The organism is Flagellimonas profundi (assembly GCF_017313275.1).
GTDB classification, from domain to species: Bacteria; Bacteroidota; Bacteroidia; order Flavobacteriales; family Flavobacteriaceae; genus Flagellimonas; species Flagellimonas profundi.
Genome location: NZ_JAFLNM010000003.1, coordinates 354,901 through 370,601, shown reverse-complemented (window position 1 = coordinate 370,601; position 15,701 = coordinate 354,901). Strand labels below are relative to the sequence as shown.

The 15,701-nt window shown below is 41.5% G+C and carries 18 protein-coding genes; 10 read left to right on the top strand and 8 right to left on the bottom strand.

Annotated elements, in window-relative coordinates:
- Nucleotides 1-36 precede the first annotated feature (36 nt).
- The 3 genes from J0654_RS15130 to J0654_RS15120 all read right to left on the bottom strand — a co-directional run bounded on the left by J0654_RS15130 (nt 37) and on the right by J0654_RS15120 (nt 3,152).
- On the bottom strand, nt 37-1,530 hold the full coding sequence (locus tag J0654_RS15130) for an SGNH/GDSL hydrolase family protein (RefSeq protein ID WP_207029951.1): 1,494 nt from the start codon (nt 1,528-1,530) through the stop codon (nt 37-39).
- Between the two features lie 135 nt (nt 1,531-1,665).
- Nucleotides 1,666-2,436: an alpha/beta fold hydrolase gene (locus J0654_RS15125; protein WP_207029950.1), complete on the bottom strand. Its 771-nt coding sequence runs from the start codon at nt 2,434-2,436 to the stop codon at nt 1,666-1,668.
- On the bottom strand, nt 2,436-3,152 hold the full coding sequence (locus J0654_RS15120) for a pyridoxine 5'-phosphate synthase (RefSeq protein WP_207029949.1): 717 nt from the start codon (nt 3,150-3,152) through the stop codon (nt 2,436-2,438). The genes J0654_RS15125 and J0654_RS15120 overlap by 1 nt, the downstream gene beginning before the upstream one ends.
- An 86-nt stretch (nt 3,153-3,238) precedes the next feature.
- On the opposite strand from J0654_RS15120, the gene J0654_RS15115 reads away from it, so the two are divergent.
- The 8 genes from J0654_RS15115 (at nt 3,239) to murI (ending at nt 11,297) form a co-directional block, all read left to right on the top strand.
- Nucleotides 3,239-3,895 (top strand): CBS domain-containing protein, encoded by a 657-nt coding sequence (locus J0654_RS15115; protein WP_207029948.1) that lies wholly within the window; start codon nt 3,239-3,241, stop codon nt 3,893-3,895.
- Between the two features lies 1 nt (nt 3,896).
- Nucleotides 3,897-4,778 carry an NAD kinase gene (locus J0654_RS15110; RefSeq protein WP_207029947.1) on the top strand — a complete coding sequence of 294 codons (882 nt, stop codon included), beginning with the start codon at nt 3,897-3,899 and terminating at the stop codon, nt 4,776-4,778.
- A 112-nt stretch (nt 4,779-4,890) separates the two neighbouring features.
- Nucleotides 4,891-5,574 (top strand): type IX secretion system protein PorG, encoded by a 684-nt coding sequence (gene porG, locus J0654_RS15105; RefSeq protein WP_207029946.1) that lies wholly within the window; start codon nt 4,891-4,893, stop codon nt 5,572-5,574.
- A gap of 1 nt (nt 5,575) precedes the next feature.
- A complete protein-coding gene (locus J0654_RS15100) occupies nt 5,576-6,316 on the top strand; it encodes an isoprenyl transferase (protein ID WP_207029945.1) in 741 nt (246 codons plus the stop codon).
- Nucleotides 6,288-8,951, top strand: coding sequence for a BamA/OMP85 family outer membrane protein (locus J0654_RS15095; protein ID WP_207029944.1), 2,664 nt, complete (start codon nt 6,288-6,290; stop codon nt 8,949-8,951). The genes J0654_RS15100 and J0654_RS15095 overlap by 29 nt, the downstream gene beginning before the upstream one ends.
- A 99-nt stretch (nt 8,952-9,050) precedes the next feature.
- Nucleotides 9,051-9,872 (top strand): OmpH/Skp family outer membrane protein, encoded by an 822-nt coding sequence (locus J0654_RS15090; protein ID WP_207029943.1) that lies wholly within the window; start codon nt 9,051-9,053, stop codon nt 9,870-9,872.
- A gap of 48 nt (nt 9,873-9,920) precedes the next feature.
- Nucleotides 9,921-10,430: an OmpH/Skp family outer membrane protein gene (locus J0654_RS15085; protein ID WP_207029942.1), complete on the top strand. Its 510-nt coding sequence runs from the start codon at nt 9,921-9,923 to the stop codon at nt 10,428-10,430.
- 87 nt (nt 10,431-10,517) lie between these two features.
- On the top strand, nt 10,518-11,297 hold the full coding sequence (gene murI, locus J0654_RS15080) for a glutamate racemase (protein ID WP_207029941.1): 780 nt from the start codon (nt 10,518-10,520) through the stop codon (nt 11,295-11,297).
- Between the two features lie 3 nt (nt 11,298-11,300).
- Here the strand turns inward: murI and J0654_RS15075 are convergent, their stop codons facing one another.
- Together J0654_RS15075 and J0654_RS15070 are read right to left on the bottom strand one after the other, a co-directional pair.
- Nucleotides 11,301-11,792 (bottom strand): dihydrofolate reductase, encoded by a 492-nt coding sequence (locus tag J0654_RS15075; RefSeq protein ID WP_207029940.1) that lies wholly within the window; start codon nt 11,790-11,792, stop codon nt 11,301-11,303.
- Entirely contained in the window at nt 11,789-12,181 is a 393-nt protein-coding gene (locus tag J0654_RS15070; protein ID WP_207029939.1) for a 2TM domain-containing protein, read from the bottom strand. Before J0654_RS15070 ends, J0654_RS15075 begins: the two co-directional genes overlap by 4 nt.
- A gap of 54 nt (nt 12,182-12,235) precedes the next feature.
- Between J0654_RS15070 and J0654_RS15065 the strand changes: the two genes are divergently transcribed.
- Nucleotides 12,236-13,327, top strand: coding sequence for an aminotransferase class V-fold PLP-dependent enzyme (locus tag J0654_RS15065; protein WP_207029938.1), 1,092 nt, complete (start codon nt 12,236-12,238; stop codon nt 13,325-13,327).
- Between the two features lie 144 nt (nt 13,328-13,471).
- Nucleotides 13,472-13,768 carry an isoamylase early set domain-containing protein gene (locus tag J0654_RS15060; RefSeq protein WP_207029937.1) on the top strand — a complete coding sequence of 99 codons (297 nt, stop codon included), beginning with the start codon at nt 13,472-13,474 and terminating at the stop codon, nt 13,766-13,768.
- Nucleotides 13,769-13,824: 56 nt separating this feature from the next.
- Here the strand turns inward: J0654_RS15060 and J0654_RS15055 are convergent, their stop codons facing one another.
- From J0654_RS15055 to J0654_RS15045, 3 genes are all read right to left on the bottom strand, one after another.
- Nucleotides 13,825-14,250 carry a Dabb family protein gene (locus J0654_RS15055; protein WP_207029936.1) on the bottom strand — a complete coding sequence of 142 codons (426 nt, stop codon included), beginning with the start codon at nt 14,248-14,250 and terminating at the stop codon, nt 13,825-13,827.
- 72 nt (nt 14,251-14,322) lie between these two features.
- Nucleotides 14,323-15,147 carry a thymidylate synthase gene (locus tag J0654_RS15050; RefSeq protein WP_207029935.1) on the bottom strand — a complete coding sequence of 275 codons (825 nt, stop codon included), beginning with the start codon at nt 15,145-15,147 and terminating at the stop codon, nt 14,323-14,325.
- 43 nt (nt 15,148-15,190) lie between these two features.
- Complete coding sequence (locus J0654_RS15045; RefSeq protein WP_207029934.1) at nt 15,191-15,550, bottom strand: four helix bundle protein; 360 nt, start codon at nt 15,548-15,550, stop codon at nt 15,191-15,193.
- Between the last annotated feature and the right edge of the window lie 151 nt (nt 15,551-15,701).

Here is a 15,701-nt window from a genome sequence, read left to right as displayed (position 1 = left end):
TTCGGTGCCTTTAAGATAAAGAAAAATAATGTTTGTTTAGTCAATATAGAGTCCGGTGTAATCCAATGGATTAACGCCGGGCAAATTCGAATTGTATTTTGCATTGATGGCATCAATGAAAGCATTGGCGACAATAGCATAACCTCTTGGTGCTGGGTGAACACCATCTAAGGAAAATCCTCCTCCAGTAGCAAATTCTGCGGTAACAACACTACCGTCACTTAGTTGTACGCCATTGGTGTTCAGGTTACTCAACAATGCATTGGCATCAACAAATGCAAGGTCGTAAGAGGTAGCCAAACCAGCGATGGTTTGATTAAAGGTATTCAATGCGGTTTCTACAATGGCTTGTTCTTCCGGTGTCAATATCCATTGGTCAGCCAACGGGACACCAACTCCATTGACCGAAGCTGGGTTATTGGGGTCGGCCAAGGTTCCTATAAAAGAGCTAGCTGTAAGTACCAAAAGGTCATCTGCCGTAGCTTGTCTCATATTATCCAATCCATAAGCGCTTAAGTCCGTAAGGTCTTCGTCCAAAATCACAACAGCATTTCCCTCACCAGCAGAAAAAGAGATAGTTCGTTTTGCCACTTCCTCCTCTGAAATAAGGCCAAGTCCCTGCAATTGCATCAAACCTGCATTGTAGGCACCATAGGCTTCCATGCTGTTTAAATAGGCTGCAGTTGCTTCATCCAAAGGAATTGGGTTGTGTGGTACCGTTGTGAAATAAGGTAAATCTGTTAAATTGGGTAGATTGGCAATAACACCTTTGGCTCCATTAGCGGTCATAGCACCCAATACGCCGTTGATTGCACCTGCAAAAAGGGTTGGGTCTGTGATATCTTCCCTAGCATAGGTGGTTGCGTCAGGGTTTCCTTCTTGATTAACGCCGGTGCCTCCTCCTACAGCATAAAGTAGGATGTCATTGGAGCCTGCCCATAAAGTGAAAAAAGTAGCACCTTGTGATGCAGCATCATCAACTATTCTAGTAGATTCAGATGATGAAAACCTAGCGAAATAAGGGTTGGCTGTGCCCATTGCAACGCCGGCCACGCTTCCATATCCCGGTGCCAATAATTCATAACTTTTTGTGCCTGGCACTCCCATATTGTTAAAAGGGCCAGATAATTTGTTGGAGACCTCAGTGGTCGGTGTTCCTGAAACTGGTACGGGAGCAGGGCTTTCACCAAGAAAAGACAGAATTAATCTATTGTCTGTAATTTGGTTTCCTCCCAATGTCATGCCGCCCAAATTGTCCGCCATAAAAGGAATCGAAAAATCCCCTCCGCCAACTAGTGCGAAATTACTGGCCAACATATTGGGAAATGATGCTTCCTGGCCTGCAATAAAAAGAGCATTGTCGGAGTACCCTGCAGTAAGAGAGCTACCCACAGCCACATATTTGCTGAAATCCGCAGAGCCGGCTGTGTATTCGGGAGTTGGTTCGGGAGTTTCAACTATTGGGGTGTCATCTTCGCATGCAATCAAGAATAAGCCTAAAAATGGAAGTAAGGCATAAAACTTTTTCATATCAAATAATCTGTTTCAGTTAGTCTATGTTAATTTTTATGGTAAACCGGAATGAATCAAATCTATATCAAATTTATCATACAGACAATTAAAAGGGTAAAAAAATTATGCATGCATAATAAAAAGGGGTGAATTTTAAGAATTCAGAAACGTAAAGCTCTTCTCGTAGAACTGTTTCGGGTTCTCCGCGTGCAACCAATGCCCTGCTTTATCAATGGTTTCGATCTCAGCATTTGGAAAATGTCTTTTAATTTCAGCAAAGTCATTGGGTTGTATATACTCCGAACGGTCACCACGTAAAAATAGGGCGGGACCATCATAAATGGCATTGGGGAATATGTTTTCACCGATTTCCTCCATACGGTTTTTGAGCACATCAAAATTAAAGCGAAATCCTAATTTTTCTTTTTCTACCCAATAGAGGTTTTTGAGCAAAAACTGTCGAATTCCCCTGTCCTTTATATGTTTGGCCAATTCATCGTCAGCCTCACGCCTGTCCGAAATTTGGTTAAAATCCAAATGGGAAAGACCGTTGAAGATAAAATCGTGATGCGGGGGATAATATTTTGGAGCGATGTCCGCGATAATCAGTTTTTTTACTCTGCTTGGGTGTGAAGTTGCCAATTGCATGGCTGTTTTCCCTCCCATGGAGTGTCCCATGACATAGGCGGAATCTATATTATGATGATTCATGTAGTTGATGACATCATCACTCAATACATCATAATTGAACTCATCGGAATGAAAACTTTTTCCGTGGTTACGCTGATCTATCAGATGAACTTGAAAGCCATTTTCAGCATATTGGGTGCCTAGGGTTTTCCAATTGTCGGACATGCCCAAAAAACCATGAAGTATGATAAAGGGTTGTCCTTCGCCCAATATTTTTGAATGCAGTATCTCCATTATTTTAATCGATGTAAGTACATGTTCACCACATTTTCGAGGCCCAGATAAATGGATTCGCAAATTAGGGCGTGTCCAATGGAAACCTCCAATAAGTGCGGAATGTGTTCTTTAAAAAACTTGATATTGTCCAGACTAAGATCGTGTCCTGCATTGAGGCCAAGGCCAACTTCGTGTGCCATTTTGGCCGCCTCGACAAATGGGGCAATGCTGCCTTTTTTGTTGCCTTTGGCAAATTCATCGGCAAAACTTTCGGTATAGAGTTCCACGCGGTCGGTTCCTGTTGCCGCGGCCCCTTTGACCATTTCTACGTCGGGGTCCACAAAAATAGAGGTGCGGATGCCATTTTCCTTAAAGGTTTTGATGACCTCCACCAAAAAATCCTTGTGCTTTATGGTGTCCCAACCAGCGTTGGAGGTAATGGCATCTTCGGCATCGGGCACCAAAGTAACCTGCGTGGGCTTTACTTCGAGTACCAGGTCAACGAATTTGGGTATGGGATTGCCCTCGATATTGAATTCTGTGGTCACCACTTTTTTGAGGTCCCGTGCATCTTGGTAGCGAATGTGCCTTTCGTCTGGTCGTGGGTGAATGGTAATGCCCTGCGCACCAAAAGATTCGATGTCCTTGGTGGAAGTGATCAGGTTGGGTACGTTACCGCCTCTGGAATTTCTTAAAGTTGCCAGTTTATTTATGTTGACACTCAACTTTGTCATGGAGTTCTTTTTTAGATTGTCAAAAATAAGAATTCGGCATGCCTTTTGCCATTTTAAATTAGTATTTTGCACCTAATAGGAGTGTTATGCAGATTCAAGACAAAATAATCAATACAGTTCCCGTTTTTGAAGTGTCGGAAACTTTGAAAGATGTGATTACATTTTTTGAAGAAACTACATTTTCCCATGTTGGAGTTACCGAGAACGGTACATACGTGGGATTGCTTTCCGAGAATGATCTAGCTTGTTTTGAACCTGAAAAAAAGGTCGACGATTTCAGGTTTGAAATGGAGGACTTTTTTGTGACCAAAGAAACTGCTTGGTTGGATGTGCTGGAAATGTTCTCCAGGAATGAGGCCAATGTGCTGCCCGTTTTGGATGAAGACCGGTTGATTATTGGATATTACGACCTTGAAGACATAGTGGATGTATTCATCGATACACCTTTCTTTAGGGAGCCAGGAGCTATTTTAGTGGTTTCCATTGGAATAAAGGATTACTCTTTTAGCGAAATCGCGCAAATTGTGGAGGGTAACAATGCTCGTTTATTGGGAGCATTCATTACAGATTCGCAGAACGATATTGTGGAGATTACCTTAAAGGTAGGAACGCAGAGCTTGAACGAGGTGGCCCAGACTTTTCGGAGGTACAACTACACCATTGTGTTCGGTAACAGCGACGATCAGTTCTTGGAAGATTTGAAGCAACGTTCCGACTATCTAGAAAAATATCTTAACGTTTAGTATGAAGGTAGCCATATACGGTCAATCTTTTCAGAAGGAGGACCAGCTTTGTGTAGAGGAGCTTTTGGACGAATTGAAGAAGTTGGATGCCGAGGTTTATGTAGAGGAGAACTTTAATAAACTCGTCGCTCAAATTACCAAAGAACAGGTAAAGGGAACATTTACCCAATCCGAAGGATTGGACGCTTCTTTTGATATGTTCGTAAGCTTTGGTGGCGATGGCACTATGTTGCGGGCCGTAACTTATATCAAGGACTACGGTATACCCATAGTTGGTGTCAATACTGGTCGTTTAGGTTTTTTATCCACTTTTAAAAAGGAAAATGTCCGTAAGTTGGTCACAGAGTTCGAAGCCGGTCACTATACCATTGAAGAACGAACCTTAGTGGAGGTAGAGCTCAATTCCGAACTGGACGAATTCAACGGACTCAACTTTGCTTTGAACGAAATCACTGTTAGCCGAAAGGATACAACCTCCATGATTACCGTGGAAACTTGGCTTGACGATGAATATTTAACTTCTTACTGGTCCGATGGATTAATTGTTTCCACCCCCACCGGTTCAACGGGATATTCGTTGAGCTGTGGTGGTCCGGTCATTGCTCCTTCGGCAAAATCATTGGTGCTCACTCCCATTGCGCCGCATAACCTAAATGCACGCCCCTTGGTGATTTCCGATAATACCCAAATTAGACTAAAGGTTTCAGGTCGGGAACAAACCCATTTGGTATCCTTGGATTCGCGAATAGCCGATATTCCGAACGATAAGGAAATCAGGATCAAAAAAGCGGACTTTACCATCAAAATGATCGAGTATAAATCTGAAAGCTTCTTGAAAACCTTGCGCAACAAATTGCTTTGGGGAGAAGATAGGCGCAATTGATGCCGTCAAAAACAATAAAAGGGGTGAAAAACTGTTTAACAAGGGAGAGCAACTTTAAATATAAATCTATAGACCTTCCTTTACTCTTAATTCTTGAAACTTTTTGGAAAGTATGCGAATAGTTTTGGCTGTTTTTCTATGCTGTGTGATTAAGGTAAGTGCACAGACCTACGAGATAGGGGTTTTCGCCGGTGGAGCCAATATGATAGGCGATGTGGGAAGAACCAACTACATTTTACCTTCGGGCCCGGCCTTTGGTGGAATATTTAAATGGAACAAGGGAAAACGCTATGCGTGGAGGGCCAGCGTTCTTTATGGCCAAGTAACCGCGGATGATACCAAATCGCATATGCAATCCAGACAACAAAGGGGGTATTTGGTGGATAATTCAATCCTTGAGTTCTCCGCTGGACTGGAAATTAACTTTGTTGAATATAATCTTCATAAGCTCGGACCCGCCTTCACGCCTTACTTATACACGGGTGTAACCTACTTTAGATACGATTTTAATTATATTGATGCCCTTCAGATGCAGGATATTAACCAAAAAGAAGGTAGTTTTGCAATTCCAATGACGGTTGGGGCTAAGTATCGTTTAAATCAATTCTTGATTCTTGGTGCCGAAATTGGGGCCAGATATACTTTTACGGACAATTTGGACGCAAGTAACCCAGAAGGTTCCAATTTTGAGCAATTCCGATTCGGGAACATATTGAGCGATGACTGGTACGTTTTTTCAGGTATAACATTAACGTATACCTTTGGACGTAAGCCCTGCCAGGATTGTTTTCAGTAAAATGCACACACTAGAGGACGTAGACAAAGAAAAACTACCACAGCACGTGGCCATTATTATGGACGGTAATGGCAGATGGGCCAAACAGCGCGGTAAAATACGTATGTTCGGACATGAGAACGGGGTGGAATCCGTAAACCAAACTGTTGAGAGCTGTGCAAAACTCCAGATACCATTTTTAACCCTTTATGCTTTTTCCACAGAAAACTGGAATCGTCCCAAGACCGAGATAGATACTTTAATGAGGCTTTTGGTGAATGCCCTTAAACGGGAATTGAAGACCTTGAACAAACATAATATTAGGTTGAGGGCCATAGGTAGGATAGATACACTGCCCAAAAAAGTGTACAAAGAACTTACCGAGGTGATGTCCAAAACTGAGAATAATTCGGGGATGACCCTTACGCTGGCATTGAGCTATGGCTCCCGAGAAGAGATAAAAACAGCGGTTCAAGAGATAGCGACCAAAGTTAAAAATAACATAATTTCCCCCGAAAATATTGATGAAACAGTTATAAATACACATCTTTATGCGCACTTTTTGCCGGATGTAGACCTACTTATTCGCACTAGTGGCGAATGTAGGATAAGTAATTTTTTACTTTGGCAGATAGCATACGCCGAATTATATTTTATTGATGTATTTTGGCCCGACTTTAGAGAAAACCATTTGGTAGAGGCCATATTAAGTTACCAAAATAGAGAACGACGATTTGGAAAAACGAGCGAACAACTTAACTAAGGGTATCACAAACTACATACTTTCAGCCCTTATTATCCCCTTATTATTATTTTCAGTCCAGGGTATTGCCCAAGAAACCTCTTTTGAGGAGGGCAAGCAGTATATATTGGGTGGATTAACCGTTACCGGCCTGCAAAGCTATAACGAACAAACTGTAAAGAGTTATACAGGTTTGCGTGTTGGTCAGCCTATTAGGGTGCCAGGTGATGAAATAAGTGCGGTGATCAAAAAGTTGTGGAACCTTGATTTGTTCAGTAATGTGGAAATGTATTACACCAAGATTGAGGATGACAAGATATTTTTAGAACTCAATATTACAGAACGTCCCACCTTGAACAATGTAACGGTTTACGGGGTTAAAAAACGTAAGGTAGAGGATATTATAGATGATACCGACCTTAAAAAGGGCAAGAAAATCACCGAAAGTTTAATTGCGAACACCAAAAACTATCTTCAGAACAAGTATAAAAAGCAGGGCTTCCTCAATGCCAAGGTAAGTATCGCAACAGCTGCGGATACAACAGGTGCCAATGTTCAAAACATGGTCATTAATGTGAGCAAAGGCGATAAAGTAAAAATAAAGAACATCAACTTTATCGGTAACGAAAAGTTGTCGAACAAAAGACTCAGGAAGTCCCTGAAGAATACCAAAAAGAAAAAGTTTTATCGTTTTTGGAAAAAGTCCAAATATATTGAAGCAGACTTTGAGGAAGATCTTTCCAATTTGGTGGACGCCTATGCAGAAAGGGGATACAGGGATGCAAGGGTGCTGTCCGATAGTTTTGTGAAATTGGATGAGAAAAACATTGAACTCTTTATAAAGGTAGAAGAAGGCGATAGGTACTATTTCGGTGACATCGATTTTGTTGGTAATTCTGTTTATACCGACAGGATGTTGAGCCAATATCTTGGAATCAAAAAAGGAGATACCTATAACGGTGTTTTGCTTAAAGAGCGAATCGCAGACGATTCCGATCCAGATGCACTAGATTTGACGAATTTGTATCAGAACAATGGTTATCTGTTCTCAAGCATCAATCCCGTTGAGGTTTCTGCTGTAAATGACACTATCGATTTCGAAATACGAATAATTGAAGGTAAGGAGACCTTCTTGGACCATATAACCGTTTCGGGTAATGACAAGACCAACGACCATGTCATTTTTAGGGAACTTCGAACAAGACCCGGACAAAAATATAGTAAATCCAATATTGTCAGGACCATACGGGAATTGGGTCAACTAGGATTTTTTGATGCAGAGCAGATCGTTCCTGATATACAAAACCCTGATCCTAATGCTGGGACTGTGGATATAAACTACAGTCTTGTGGAATCAGGTTCCAGTCAAATTGAACTACAAGGTGGTTTTGGTGGAGGAGGCTTCATTGGAACCCTGGGACTTTCTTTCAGTAACTTCTCACTTAAGAATATTTTTAATAAAGAAGCTTACAAGCCGGTTCCTATGGGAGATGGTCAAACATTTGCATTACGTTTGCAGGCCAGTAGGACTTTCCGGGTTTATAGCTTGAATTTTTCAGAACCCTGGTTGGGCGGTAAAAAACCTGTTAGGTTTAATCTGTCCCTTTCCAGAACACAACAATTTGCTACTGGCTACGGCCGAAACGGTAGATTGGATGTGGATAAATCCCGTGGTTTTGCCATAACGGGAGTTTCTGCAGGTTTGGCCAAAAGGGTGCAATGGCCCGACGATTTTTTTACGATTTCGCATTCATTGAGTTACCAGCTATATGATTTTAACGATTATAACAGTGGACTGTTCAATTTTGGTAACGGAAGTTCCAATTCGTTGAGTTACACCTTGGGCATCTCAAGAAGTTCCCAAGGACCCAACAGAATATTTCCAACTTCTGGTTCCAACTTTGAATTGACGGCCAAGTTCACACCGCCCTATTCTTTGTTCAGCAACAAGGATTACGGACAACTTAAGGACGATATTGACGGCATAACCCGCGACCTCTTTGAGATTGGTGAGCCTGGATCTGCAGAGGAGGAACTTGAGTTTGCCCAACTGAGCGATGAATTGGAGCGCTTGGAGGAGGAACGATTCAAGTTGTTGGAGTATTACAAGATAAAATTTAAAGGGGATTGGTACCAGTCCATAGTAGGTAAACTGACTTTAAGGACCAATGCTGAATTTGGATTTTTAGGTGCATATAATCACGATATAGGCGATGTGCCTTTTGAACGGTTTTATGTAGGTGGCGATGGTCTAGGAAACTTTACTTTGGATGGTAGGGATGTGGTACAGCTACGTGGTTATGAGAACCAATCACTCACACCTTATAGCACCAACCCAATTACCAACAGGTTGGAACAGGATGGGGGAACCATCTACAATAAATTCTCTTTGGAACTGCGATATCCGCTTACTCTAAAGCCATCAGCCTCTATTTATGCACTATCATTTTTGGAAGCTGGTAACGCTTTCAACAATTTTAACAACTATAATCCGTTTCAATTAAAAAGATCTGCCGGAGTGGGGCTACGTATATTTATGCCGGCATTCGGACTTTTGGGGATTGATTTTGGTTATGGCTTCGATACCGATGCCCGTCCAGGATCTGTCGGACCAAGTGGCTGGCAAACGCACTTCATCATCGGGCAGCAGTTTTAATTAATGGAAAAAACGTGCACGGTTAATTTGTAAACAGTTCATTTTAAATTAATTAGTAATTTTGGCACGATATTTTCTATGTAAAATGCGGAATCAAAGATGAATACCAAAGTTCTTTTATCATTAGTTGTTGTAATGTCTTCCCTTTATGGGTTTTCCCAAAGGGGGGTGCGCATTGGATATGTGGATATGGAGTACATTCTCGAAAATGTTGAAGAGTATCGTGACGCCACTGAACAATTGAATGTCAAGGCTCAAAAGTGGAAACAGGAAATTGAGCTAAAGCAAAGTGTCATTGATCAAATGAAAAAAGATTTGATGGCAGAAAAGGTGCTTTTGACCGATGAGCTTATTTTGGAGAGGGAAGAGGAAATCCAAATTCTTGAAAAGGAAATGTTGGACTACCAGCAAGATCGTTTTGGACCACAGGGAGATTTGGTGTTGCAAAAACAGTTGTTGATGCAGCCAATTCAAGACCAAGTTTTCAACGAGGTACAAAAAATCGGAGCCAATAAAAGATACGATTTTATTTTTGATAAATCCGCAGATGTTGTAATGTTGTACTCCGAAAAAAGACACGATATCAGTGACTTGGTCTTAAGAGAGATAGGACGCACCAGAAAAATCAGTGCATCCAATAAAAAACAACAGGAACAAAGTCGCCTGGAGCAGTTTAAAGAAGAGGAAGACCAAATTAGCGATGCGCTCAGGGAAAGACAGGAGCAAGCTGCAGAAGCCTTGGAAGAAAGGGAAAAGGCAGCCGAGGAAACCAGAGCAAAAAAGTTAAAGGAACGCGAAGAGCGTAAAAAAGCATACGAAGAAAGAAGAAAAAAATTATTGGAAGAGCGCGAAGCCAAGAGAAAAGCCAAATTGGAAGAACGAAAAAAAGCGCAAGAACAACAAAAGGATTCAATAGGATAGATTATATTGAAACACTAAATTTAAAGTAAAAAAGTAACGTTGAGAATCATGAAAAATGTAAAAAGGATTGCTGTAGCCCTAGTATTGTTTGTTGCGGCTACGGGTTTTGTAAACGCGCAGAGCAAGGTTGCACACATCAATGTACAGCAACTATTGTCTGAAATGCCGGAGATGAAGGCTGCACAGGCTGAATTGAAGAAATTACAAGAAACTTACAGAGCGGACATCCAAAGCTCCATGACAGAGCTTCAAAACAAGTATACACAATACCAAAATGAAGCTACTTCCAAAACAAGGGAAGAGAACGAACAAAGAGCGGTAGAGCTTCAAGGGTTCGAAAAAAACATTCAGGAAGCTGAGCAAGCTGCCATGCAGGAAATGCAGAAAAAGCAACAAGAGTTGTTTGCACCTATTTCCGAAAAAGCAAAAGCTGCCATCGAAAAAGTAGCGGCTGCGGAAGGGTACGATTATGTGATCGATGCTAGCCCTGGATTGAGCTTGATCGTGGCCAAAGGAAAAGATCTTTTGCCAGCAGTTAAGCAGGAGCTTGGTTTCTAAACCGTGATTTTACAATATTTGAAAAACCGCTTTTATTTAAAAGCGGTTTTTTTTATGCATTAAAAATTTAAGGAGCTATTTTTAGGTATGGCAAAACCAATCGGAATTTTTGATTCAGGCGTTGGGGGTACTTCCATTTGGAAAGAAGTCGTGAAAATGCTCCCCTATGAAAACACCATCTATTTGGCCGATAGCGCCAATGCCCCTTATGGCGAAAAATCCGAAGAAGAAATTTTGCGGTTGAGCATCAAAAACACGGAGCTGTTGCTCGATAAAGGTTGTAAAATAATTCTTGTGGCCTGTAATACCGCTACTACCAATGCCATAGATTATCTTAGGTCACATTACGATGTTCCGTTTATCGGCATCGAACCGGCGATCAAACCTGCAGCACTACATACCCGAACAAAAAAAGTCGGTGTCTTGGCCACCAAGGGAACCCTTTCCAGTAGTTTGTTCCATAATACCTCAAAACTCTATGCTGAAGGGATAACTGTTCTGGAGCAAGAAGGAAAAGGATTGGTGGAGCTCATTGAAGCGGGTAAGATAAGATCCAAAGAGATGAAAACGCTGTTGAACAGCTTTTTACAGCCTATGCTCGATCAGGATATCGATTGTTTGGTGTTGGGCTGCACCCATTACCCATATCTGATCCCTGTGTTGAAGGAGATGCTGCCCAGCAATATCAATATTATAGATTCAGGCGAGGCTGTGGCGCGTCAGACCAAGGCGGTCTTGGAACGTAACCATTTACTTGAAAAGGGGCAGGGGAATCCCAAGTATATGTTTTATACCAATACGGATGTTTCGGTGATCAAGGAGTTGATCGACCGGACAAGTGCTCAAGTATCCTTTCTGGACTTTTAGTTGTTACTTTCTTTTGTAAGAGAGATAAGAAAAATCATATTTGTGCTTATCATCCTTTGGATGATATTCCTCCTTTACCAGCTCCCAAAGCTCTTCATCAATCTCAGGAAAAAAGGCATCTGCATCAAAAGTGCCGTGAACCCTTGTAAGTTCAATATCCGTGGCACGGTCCATGGACTGCTTGTAAATTTCGCCCCCACCAATTATAAAGGCCGTCTCATCTTCCTTTACCAAAGCTATGGCCTCTGCCAAAGAGTGCACTATGGTACAAGGGAACTTTGGTGTATAATCCTCATCTCTTGTAATTGCGATGTGGGTACGGTTGGGCAAAGGTTTGGGAAAGCTTTCCAAGGTTTTTCGGCCCATAATGATCTTATGCCCCGAGGTCAAACTTTTAAAACGCTTAAAATCATCGGGTAAGTGCCATACCAGCTCGTTGTCCTTTCCCAAGGCATTGTTTTCCGCCGCCGCGGCAATAATGACCAATTTTCTCATTGATCTTTTTTTTTATTGATTTTGGAAAGTGGGAAATCCGTTTCTATTTCTTTTTGGATTTCGTCGATACGTTTTTTTTGAAGATTCACCAATCGCTCACGTTGTTCACGCTCCCAATTCTGTCCCATGAATTTGTTGGTCACAAAAACAGTATAGGTGTGCAGCGCGATTAAAAAGGTCCAGACCAAAACAATCCAGATGGACCAATCATAGGCTTCACCATACTTTAGGACTTTGTTGGCGAGAATCAGAAAAATACTGCCAATCAAAAAAATCACTAAGTGGTAGTACAACCTTTTCTTTTGTTTGATGCGTTTATGGGCATGCTCCAAAAGTTCGTGCTGCTCCAAATCTATTTCCTGTTTTTTCTTTTTACCAAATGACGACATGGAATGGCTATCTTTATGAACAAATATAATTGAATTGTATCCAAAAATCCCGACATGCAAAACCTAAGAAAAAAATTCCCTGTTCTTAATCAATGTATTTATGCCAATACCGCCTCTGCTGGCTTGCTGAGCGAGGATTTGATGGAGTGGCGCCAAGGGCACGACCTCGATTATCTAATTGGTGGGAGCGAAATGAAAAACAAAGGCTTTGCACACATGCCCGAAATAAAAAAAACAGTGGGGAAGTTTTTTAATTGCAAGCCAGAGAATGTAGCGTTGGTGCCCAATTTTAGCTTGGGATTCAACTTGTTGCTCGAGGGCTTGCCTAAGGACAAAAAAGTGCTGCTGGTCAATAAAGATTACCCAAGTGTCAACTGGCCATTCGAAACCCGGGGCTTTGACCGGGATTATGTGGATGCCGATGAGCACATGGAAGAAAACATCCATGCCAAGGTAAAAAGTGGAGGTGTCGACATTTTGGCCCTCAGTCTGGTGCAGTGGGTAAATGGGGTTCGTATTGATTTTGATTTTCTGAAAAAATTAAAAAAAGATTTTCCCAACCTGATGATCATGGCAGATGGGACCCAATACTGTGGCACGGAGCCTTTTGATTTTGAAGATTCTGGAATCGATATTTTGGGAACCAGTGCTTACAAATGGCTCTTGGCAGGTTACGGTAACGGATTTTATCTTGTAAAGGATGGGGTAATGGACCAATTTGAGCTAAAGGGTATCGGTAACGGCTCGGTGGATAACGATGCATCCAAACGCAACAGCATCACCTTCTGTAAGTTTTTGGAACCAGGTCATTTGGACTCTTTCAATTTTGGAAGTTTGGAATTTGCACTCAATTTTTTGGATGAAATAGGGTTGGAAAATGTAGAGGCCCAACTTCAAAGATTGTCCAAAAGAGCCATGTCGGCTTTTTCGGAATTGGATCTGTTGGAACCGGCCGTTGTCAAAAGAAAGCAACACAGTACCATTTTTAATATTAAGGGAGATGAAAAACTCTTTACTAAATTAACGGAGGAAAATGTGGTGGCATCACCGAGGGGCGGTGGTATTCGATTGAGTTTTCATTTTTATAATACAGAAGAAGAAATAGATGTTGTTGCAACACTTCTAAAACGTTGGTCGTCAAAGTAATAAATGATAAAAAACGGCAATCTTATTTGATAAAAACAATCATGTAGTTAGGTGGATTTTATCAAATTGATAAATCGATTCTAACATGTTGTAAATAAATAGTTTTATGTATTGTTTTGTCCTGAAATTAAAATTTTCGGTACCATGGCAATTAAAAAGCAATACTTAAAGAGCAAGCCTGTTTGCAAGGTTACTTTTACCGTTCCTGCGGATGAGGCAAAAACAGTGGCTGTAGTTGGAGATTTCAATAAGTGGAATCCCAAGAAGAGCACTTTGAAGAAATTGAAGAACGGAACCTTTAAAGGAACGTTCGATCTACCTGTAGCGAATAGCTACGAGTTCAGATATTTGATCGATGGCAACTATACCAATGATGCCGAGGCTGATGGTTTCCAATGGAACGATTATGCCGGTGCAGAAAATGCGGTATTGGAAGTGTAAATTTTTTTAGCCACCATCGGATCTCCATGCCGATGGTGGTTTACTTTACCTGGAACCTATTTCGTCCAATAATCCACCACCAATACATCGTCTATGTGTGGTCCTGCAACATCGCCAAAAGCAACGTGGTCTGGGTGGGTTAGGTAGGTGTCACGGTCGGCTTCGCTGTTGAATGTCAATAAATAACAATGGGTAAGCCCTTTGTTCAGGTTTTCCGGACTGTTGTTCATCCCCCATTCGTACCCTTTTATTTCGGAAATTTTTGATGGCAAGGCGTTGAATGCCTCCTCCACTTGTTTGACATCCTCATCGCTGGACGTTTCTTTGAACTTGAACAACACCACATGACGCAATTGTGGACCTGTTTCTTCTACTGTTTTTCCCACGGTAACTTCCTCTTTTTCGGTGGTTTCTTTTTTGGTTGGGTTCCCACAGCTGGCAAATAATAAAGCTGCGAAAAGGGTAATGGCAATATTTTTCATAGGATTCAAGTTTGTGTTTGAAAATAAAAGTTGACTAACTAGATTGGTCTTAAAGTTGAAAACCTGACAATATTATACAGCAACCACCCCTTTAATATGCGGATGTGGGTCGTAGTTCAAAAGCTCAAAATCATCAAAGGTAAAAGAGAAAATGTCCTTTACTTCGGGGTTTAGTTTTATAGTGGGCAAGGGGCGTGGGTCACGGCTCAATTGCAGTTCCACTTGCTCCATATGGTTGTTGTAGATATGGGCATCACCAAAGGTGTGGATAAACTCCCCGGGTTGATAGCCACAAACTTGGGCCATCATTAATGTGAACAAGGCATAGGAAGCAATATTAAAGGGCACACCCAAAAAGATATCGGCACTACGTTGGTACAATTGGCAAGAAAGTTTGCCATCGGCCACATAAAACTGGAAAAAGGCATGGCAGGGTGGGAGTGCGGCCTTACCATTGGCCACATTTTCAGCAAATGAAACCGAAGTGTCCGGCAAAACGCTGGGATTCCATGCAGAAACCAACATTCTACGACTATTCGGATTGTTTTTTAGCGTATCCACCACTTCTTTGATCTGATCGATTTCCTCGCTGTTCCAATTTCGCCATTGATGACCATAAACAGGACCAAGGTCACCGTTTTCATCGGCCCATTCGTTCCAAATACGCACACCGTTCTCTTGGAGGTAGGCAATATTGGTGTCCCCTTTTAAAAACCATAATAACTCATGGATGATGGATTTAAGGTGCAGCTTTTTGGTGGTCACCATCGGAAAGCCCTCGGAGAGGTCGAATCGCATTTGGTAGCCAAAAACGCTCAAGGTTCCTGTTCCCGTACGGTCCCCTTTTTGGTTGCCGTGCTCCAATACGTGTTTAAGAAGGTCGTGGTACTGTTTCATAATGGGGTTAAAGGTAAATGGTTATGCTTAAAAGGACAATAGGTCACTGGTTTGACTTATTATATTTTATTAACGACGTAATTCTTCTTTGAAGCTTCTGAATATTTTTGATGGTGACTTTTGAAATATCTGGGGAAAGGAAATTCAGGTCCTGACAAAGAATAAGATGGGTTTCAAGTTCGTATGCCGACCCCAAACTTATTTGAAGAAATCGAACAAAATCTTTTTGGGAATATTTACTGCAACCTTCGGCGATGTTGGCAGGAATGGAAATGGCACTTCTTTGTATTTGGGGAGTCAGCCCAAATTTTTCAGATTCCGGCAATAGTTTGGTAAGTCCGTAAATATCTTTGACCAAAATGCGTCCGTCTTTCCAGACGTTCAACTCTCGAAAATTTCTCAAAATAATATATGTTTAAAATTTCGAGGTTGACTTTTTGATAATTTACTTTTTGGATTTCAGGACACGGTATTCATGCCTTGCCCTCAACCATTTGCCTTTTATCCTTTCACCTTTTAACCTTCACCTTTCACCTTTAATTTTTTATCCTTTA

Excerpts from the sequence above, each read along its gene's own strand:
- J0654_RS15130 (WP_207029951.1), bottom strand. The coding sequence starts at position 1,530 with ATGAAAAAGTTTTATGCCTTACTTCCATTTTTAGGCTTATTCTTGATT.
- J0654_RS15125 (WP_207029950.1), bottom strand. The coding sequence starts at position 2,436 with ATGGAGATACTGCATTCAAAAATATTGGGCGAAGGACAACCCTTTATC.
- J0654_RS15120 (WP_207029949.1), bottom strand. The coding sequence starts at position 3,152 with ATGACAAAGTTGAGTGTCAACATAAATAAACTGGCAACTTTAAGAAAT.
- J0654_RS15115 (WP_207029948.1), top strand. The coding sequence starts at position 3,239 with ATGCAGATTCAAGACAAAATAATCAATACAGTTCCCGTTTTTGAAGTG.
- J0654_RS15110 (WP_207029947.1), top strand. The coding sequence starts at position 3,897 with ATGAAGGTAGCCATATACGGTCAATCTTTTCAGAAGGAGGACCAGCTT.
- porG (WP_207029946.1), top strand. The coding sequence starts at position 4,891 with ATGCGAATAGTTTTGGCTGTTTTTCTATGCTGTGTGATTAAGGTAAGT.
- J0654_RS15100 (WP_207029945.1), top strand. The coding sequence starts at position 5,576 with ATGCACACACTAGAGGACGTAGACAAAGAAAAACTACCACAGCACGTG.
- J0654_RS15090 (WP_207029943.1), top strand. The coding sequence starts at position 9,051 with ATGAATACCAAAGTTCTTTTATCATTAGTTGTTGTAATGTCTTCCCTT.
- J0654_RS15085 (WP_207029942.1), top strand. The coding sequence starts at position 9,921 with ATGAAAAATGTAAAAAGGATTGCTGTAGCCCTAGTATTGTTTGTTGCG.
- murI (WP_207029941.1), top strand. The coding sequence starts at position 10,518 with ATGGCAAAACCAATCGGAATTTTTGATTCAGGCGTTGGGGGTACTTCC.
- J0654_RS15075 (WP_207029940.1), bottom strand. The coding sequence starts at position 11,792 with ATGAGAAAATTGGTCATTATTGCCGCGGCGGCGGAAAACAATGCCTTG.
- J0654_RS15070 (WP_207029939.1), bottom strand. The coding sequence starts at position 12,181 with ATGTCGTCATTTGGTAAAAAGAAAAAACAGGAAATAGATTTGGAGCAG.
- J0654_RS15065 (WP_207029938.1), top strand. The coding sequence starts at position 12,236 with ATGCAAAACCTAAGAAAAAAATTCCCTGTTCTTAATCAATGTATTTAT.
- J0654_RS15060 (WP_207029937.1), top strand. The coding sequence starts at position 13,472 with ATGGCAATTAAAAAGCAATACTTAAAGAGCAAGCCTGTTTGCAAGGTT.
- J0654_RS15055 (WP_207029936.1), bottom strand. The coding sequence starts at position 14,250 with ATGAAAAATATTGCCATTACCCTTTTCGCAGCTTTATTATTTGCCAGC.
- J0654_RS15050 (WP_207029935.1), bottom strand. The coding sequence starts at position 15,147 with ATGAAACAGTACCACGACCTTCTTAAACACGTATTGGAGCACGGCAAC.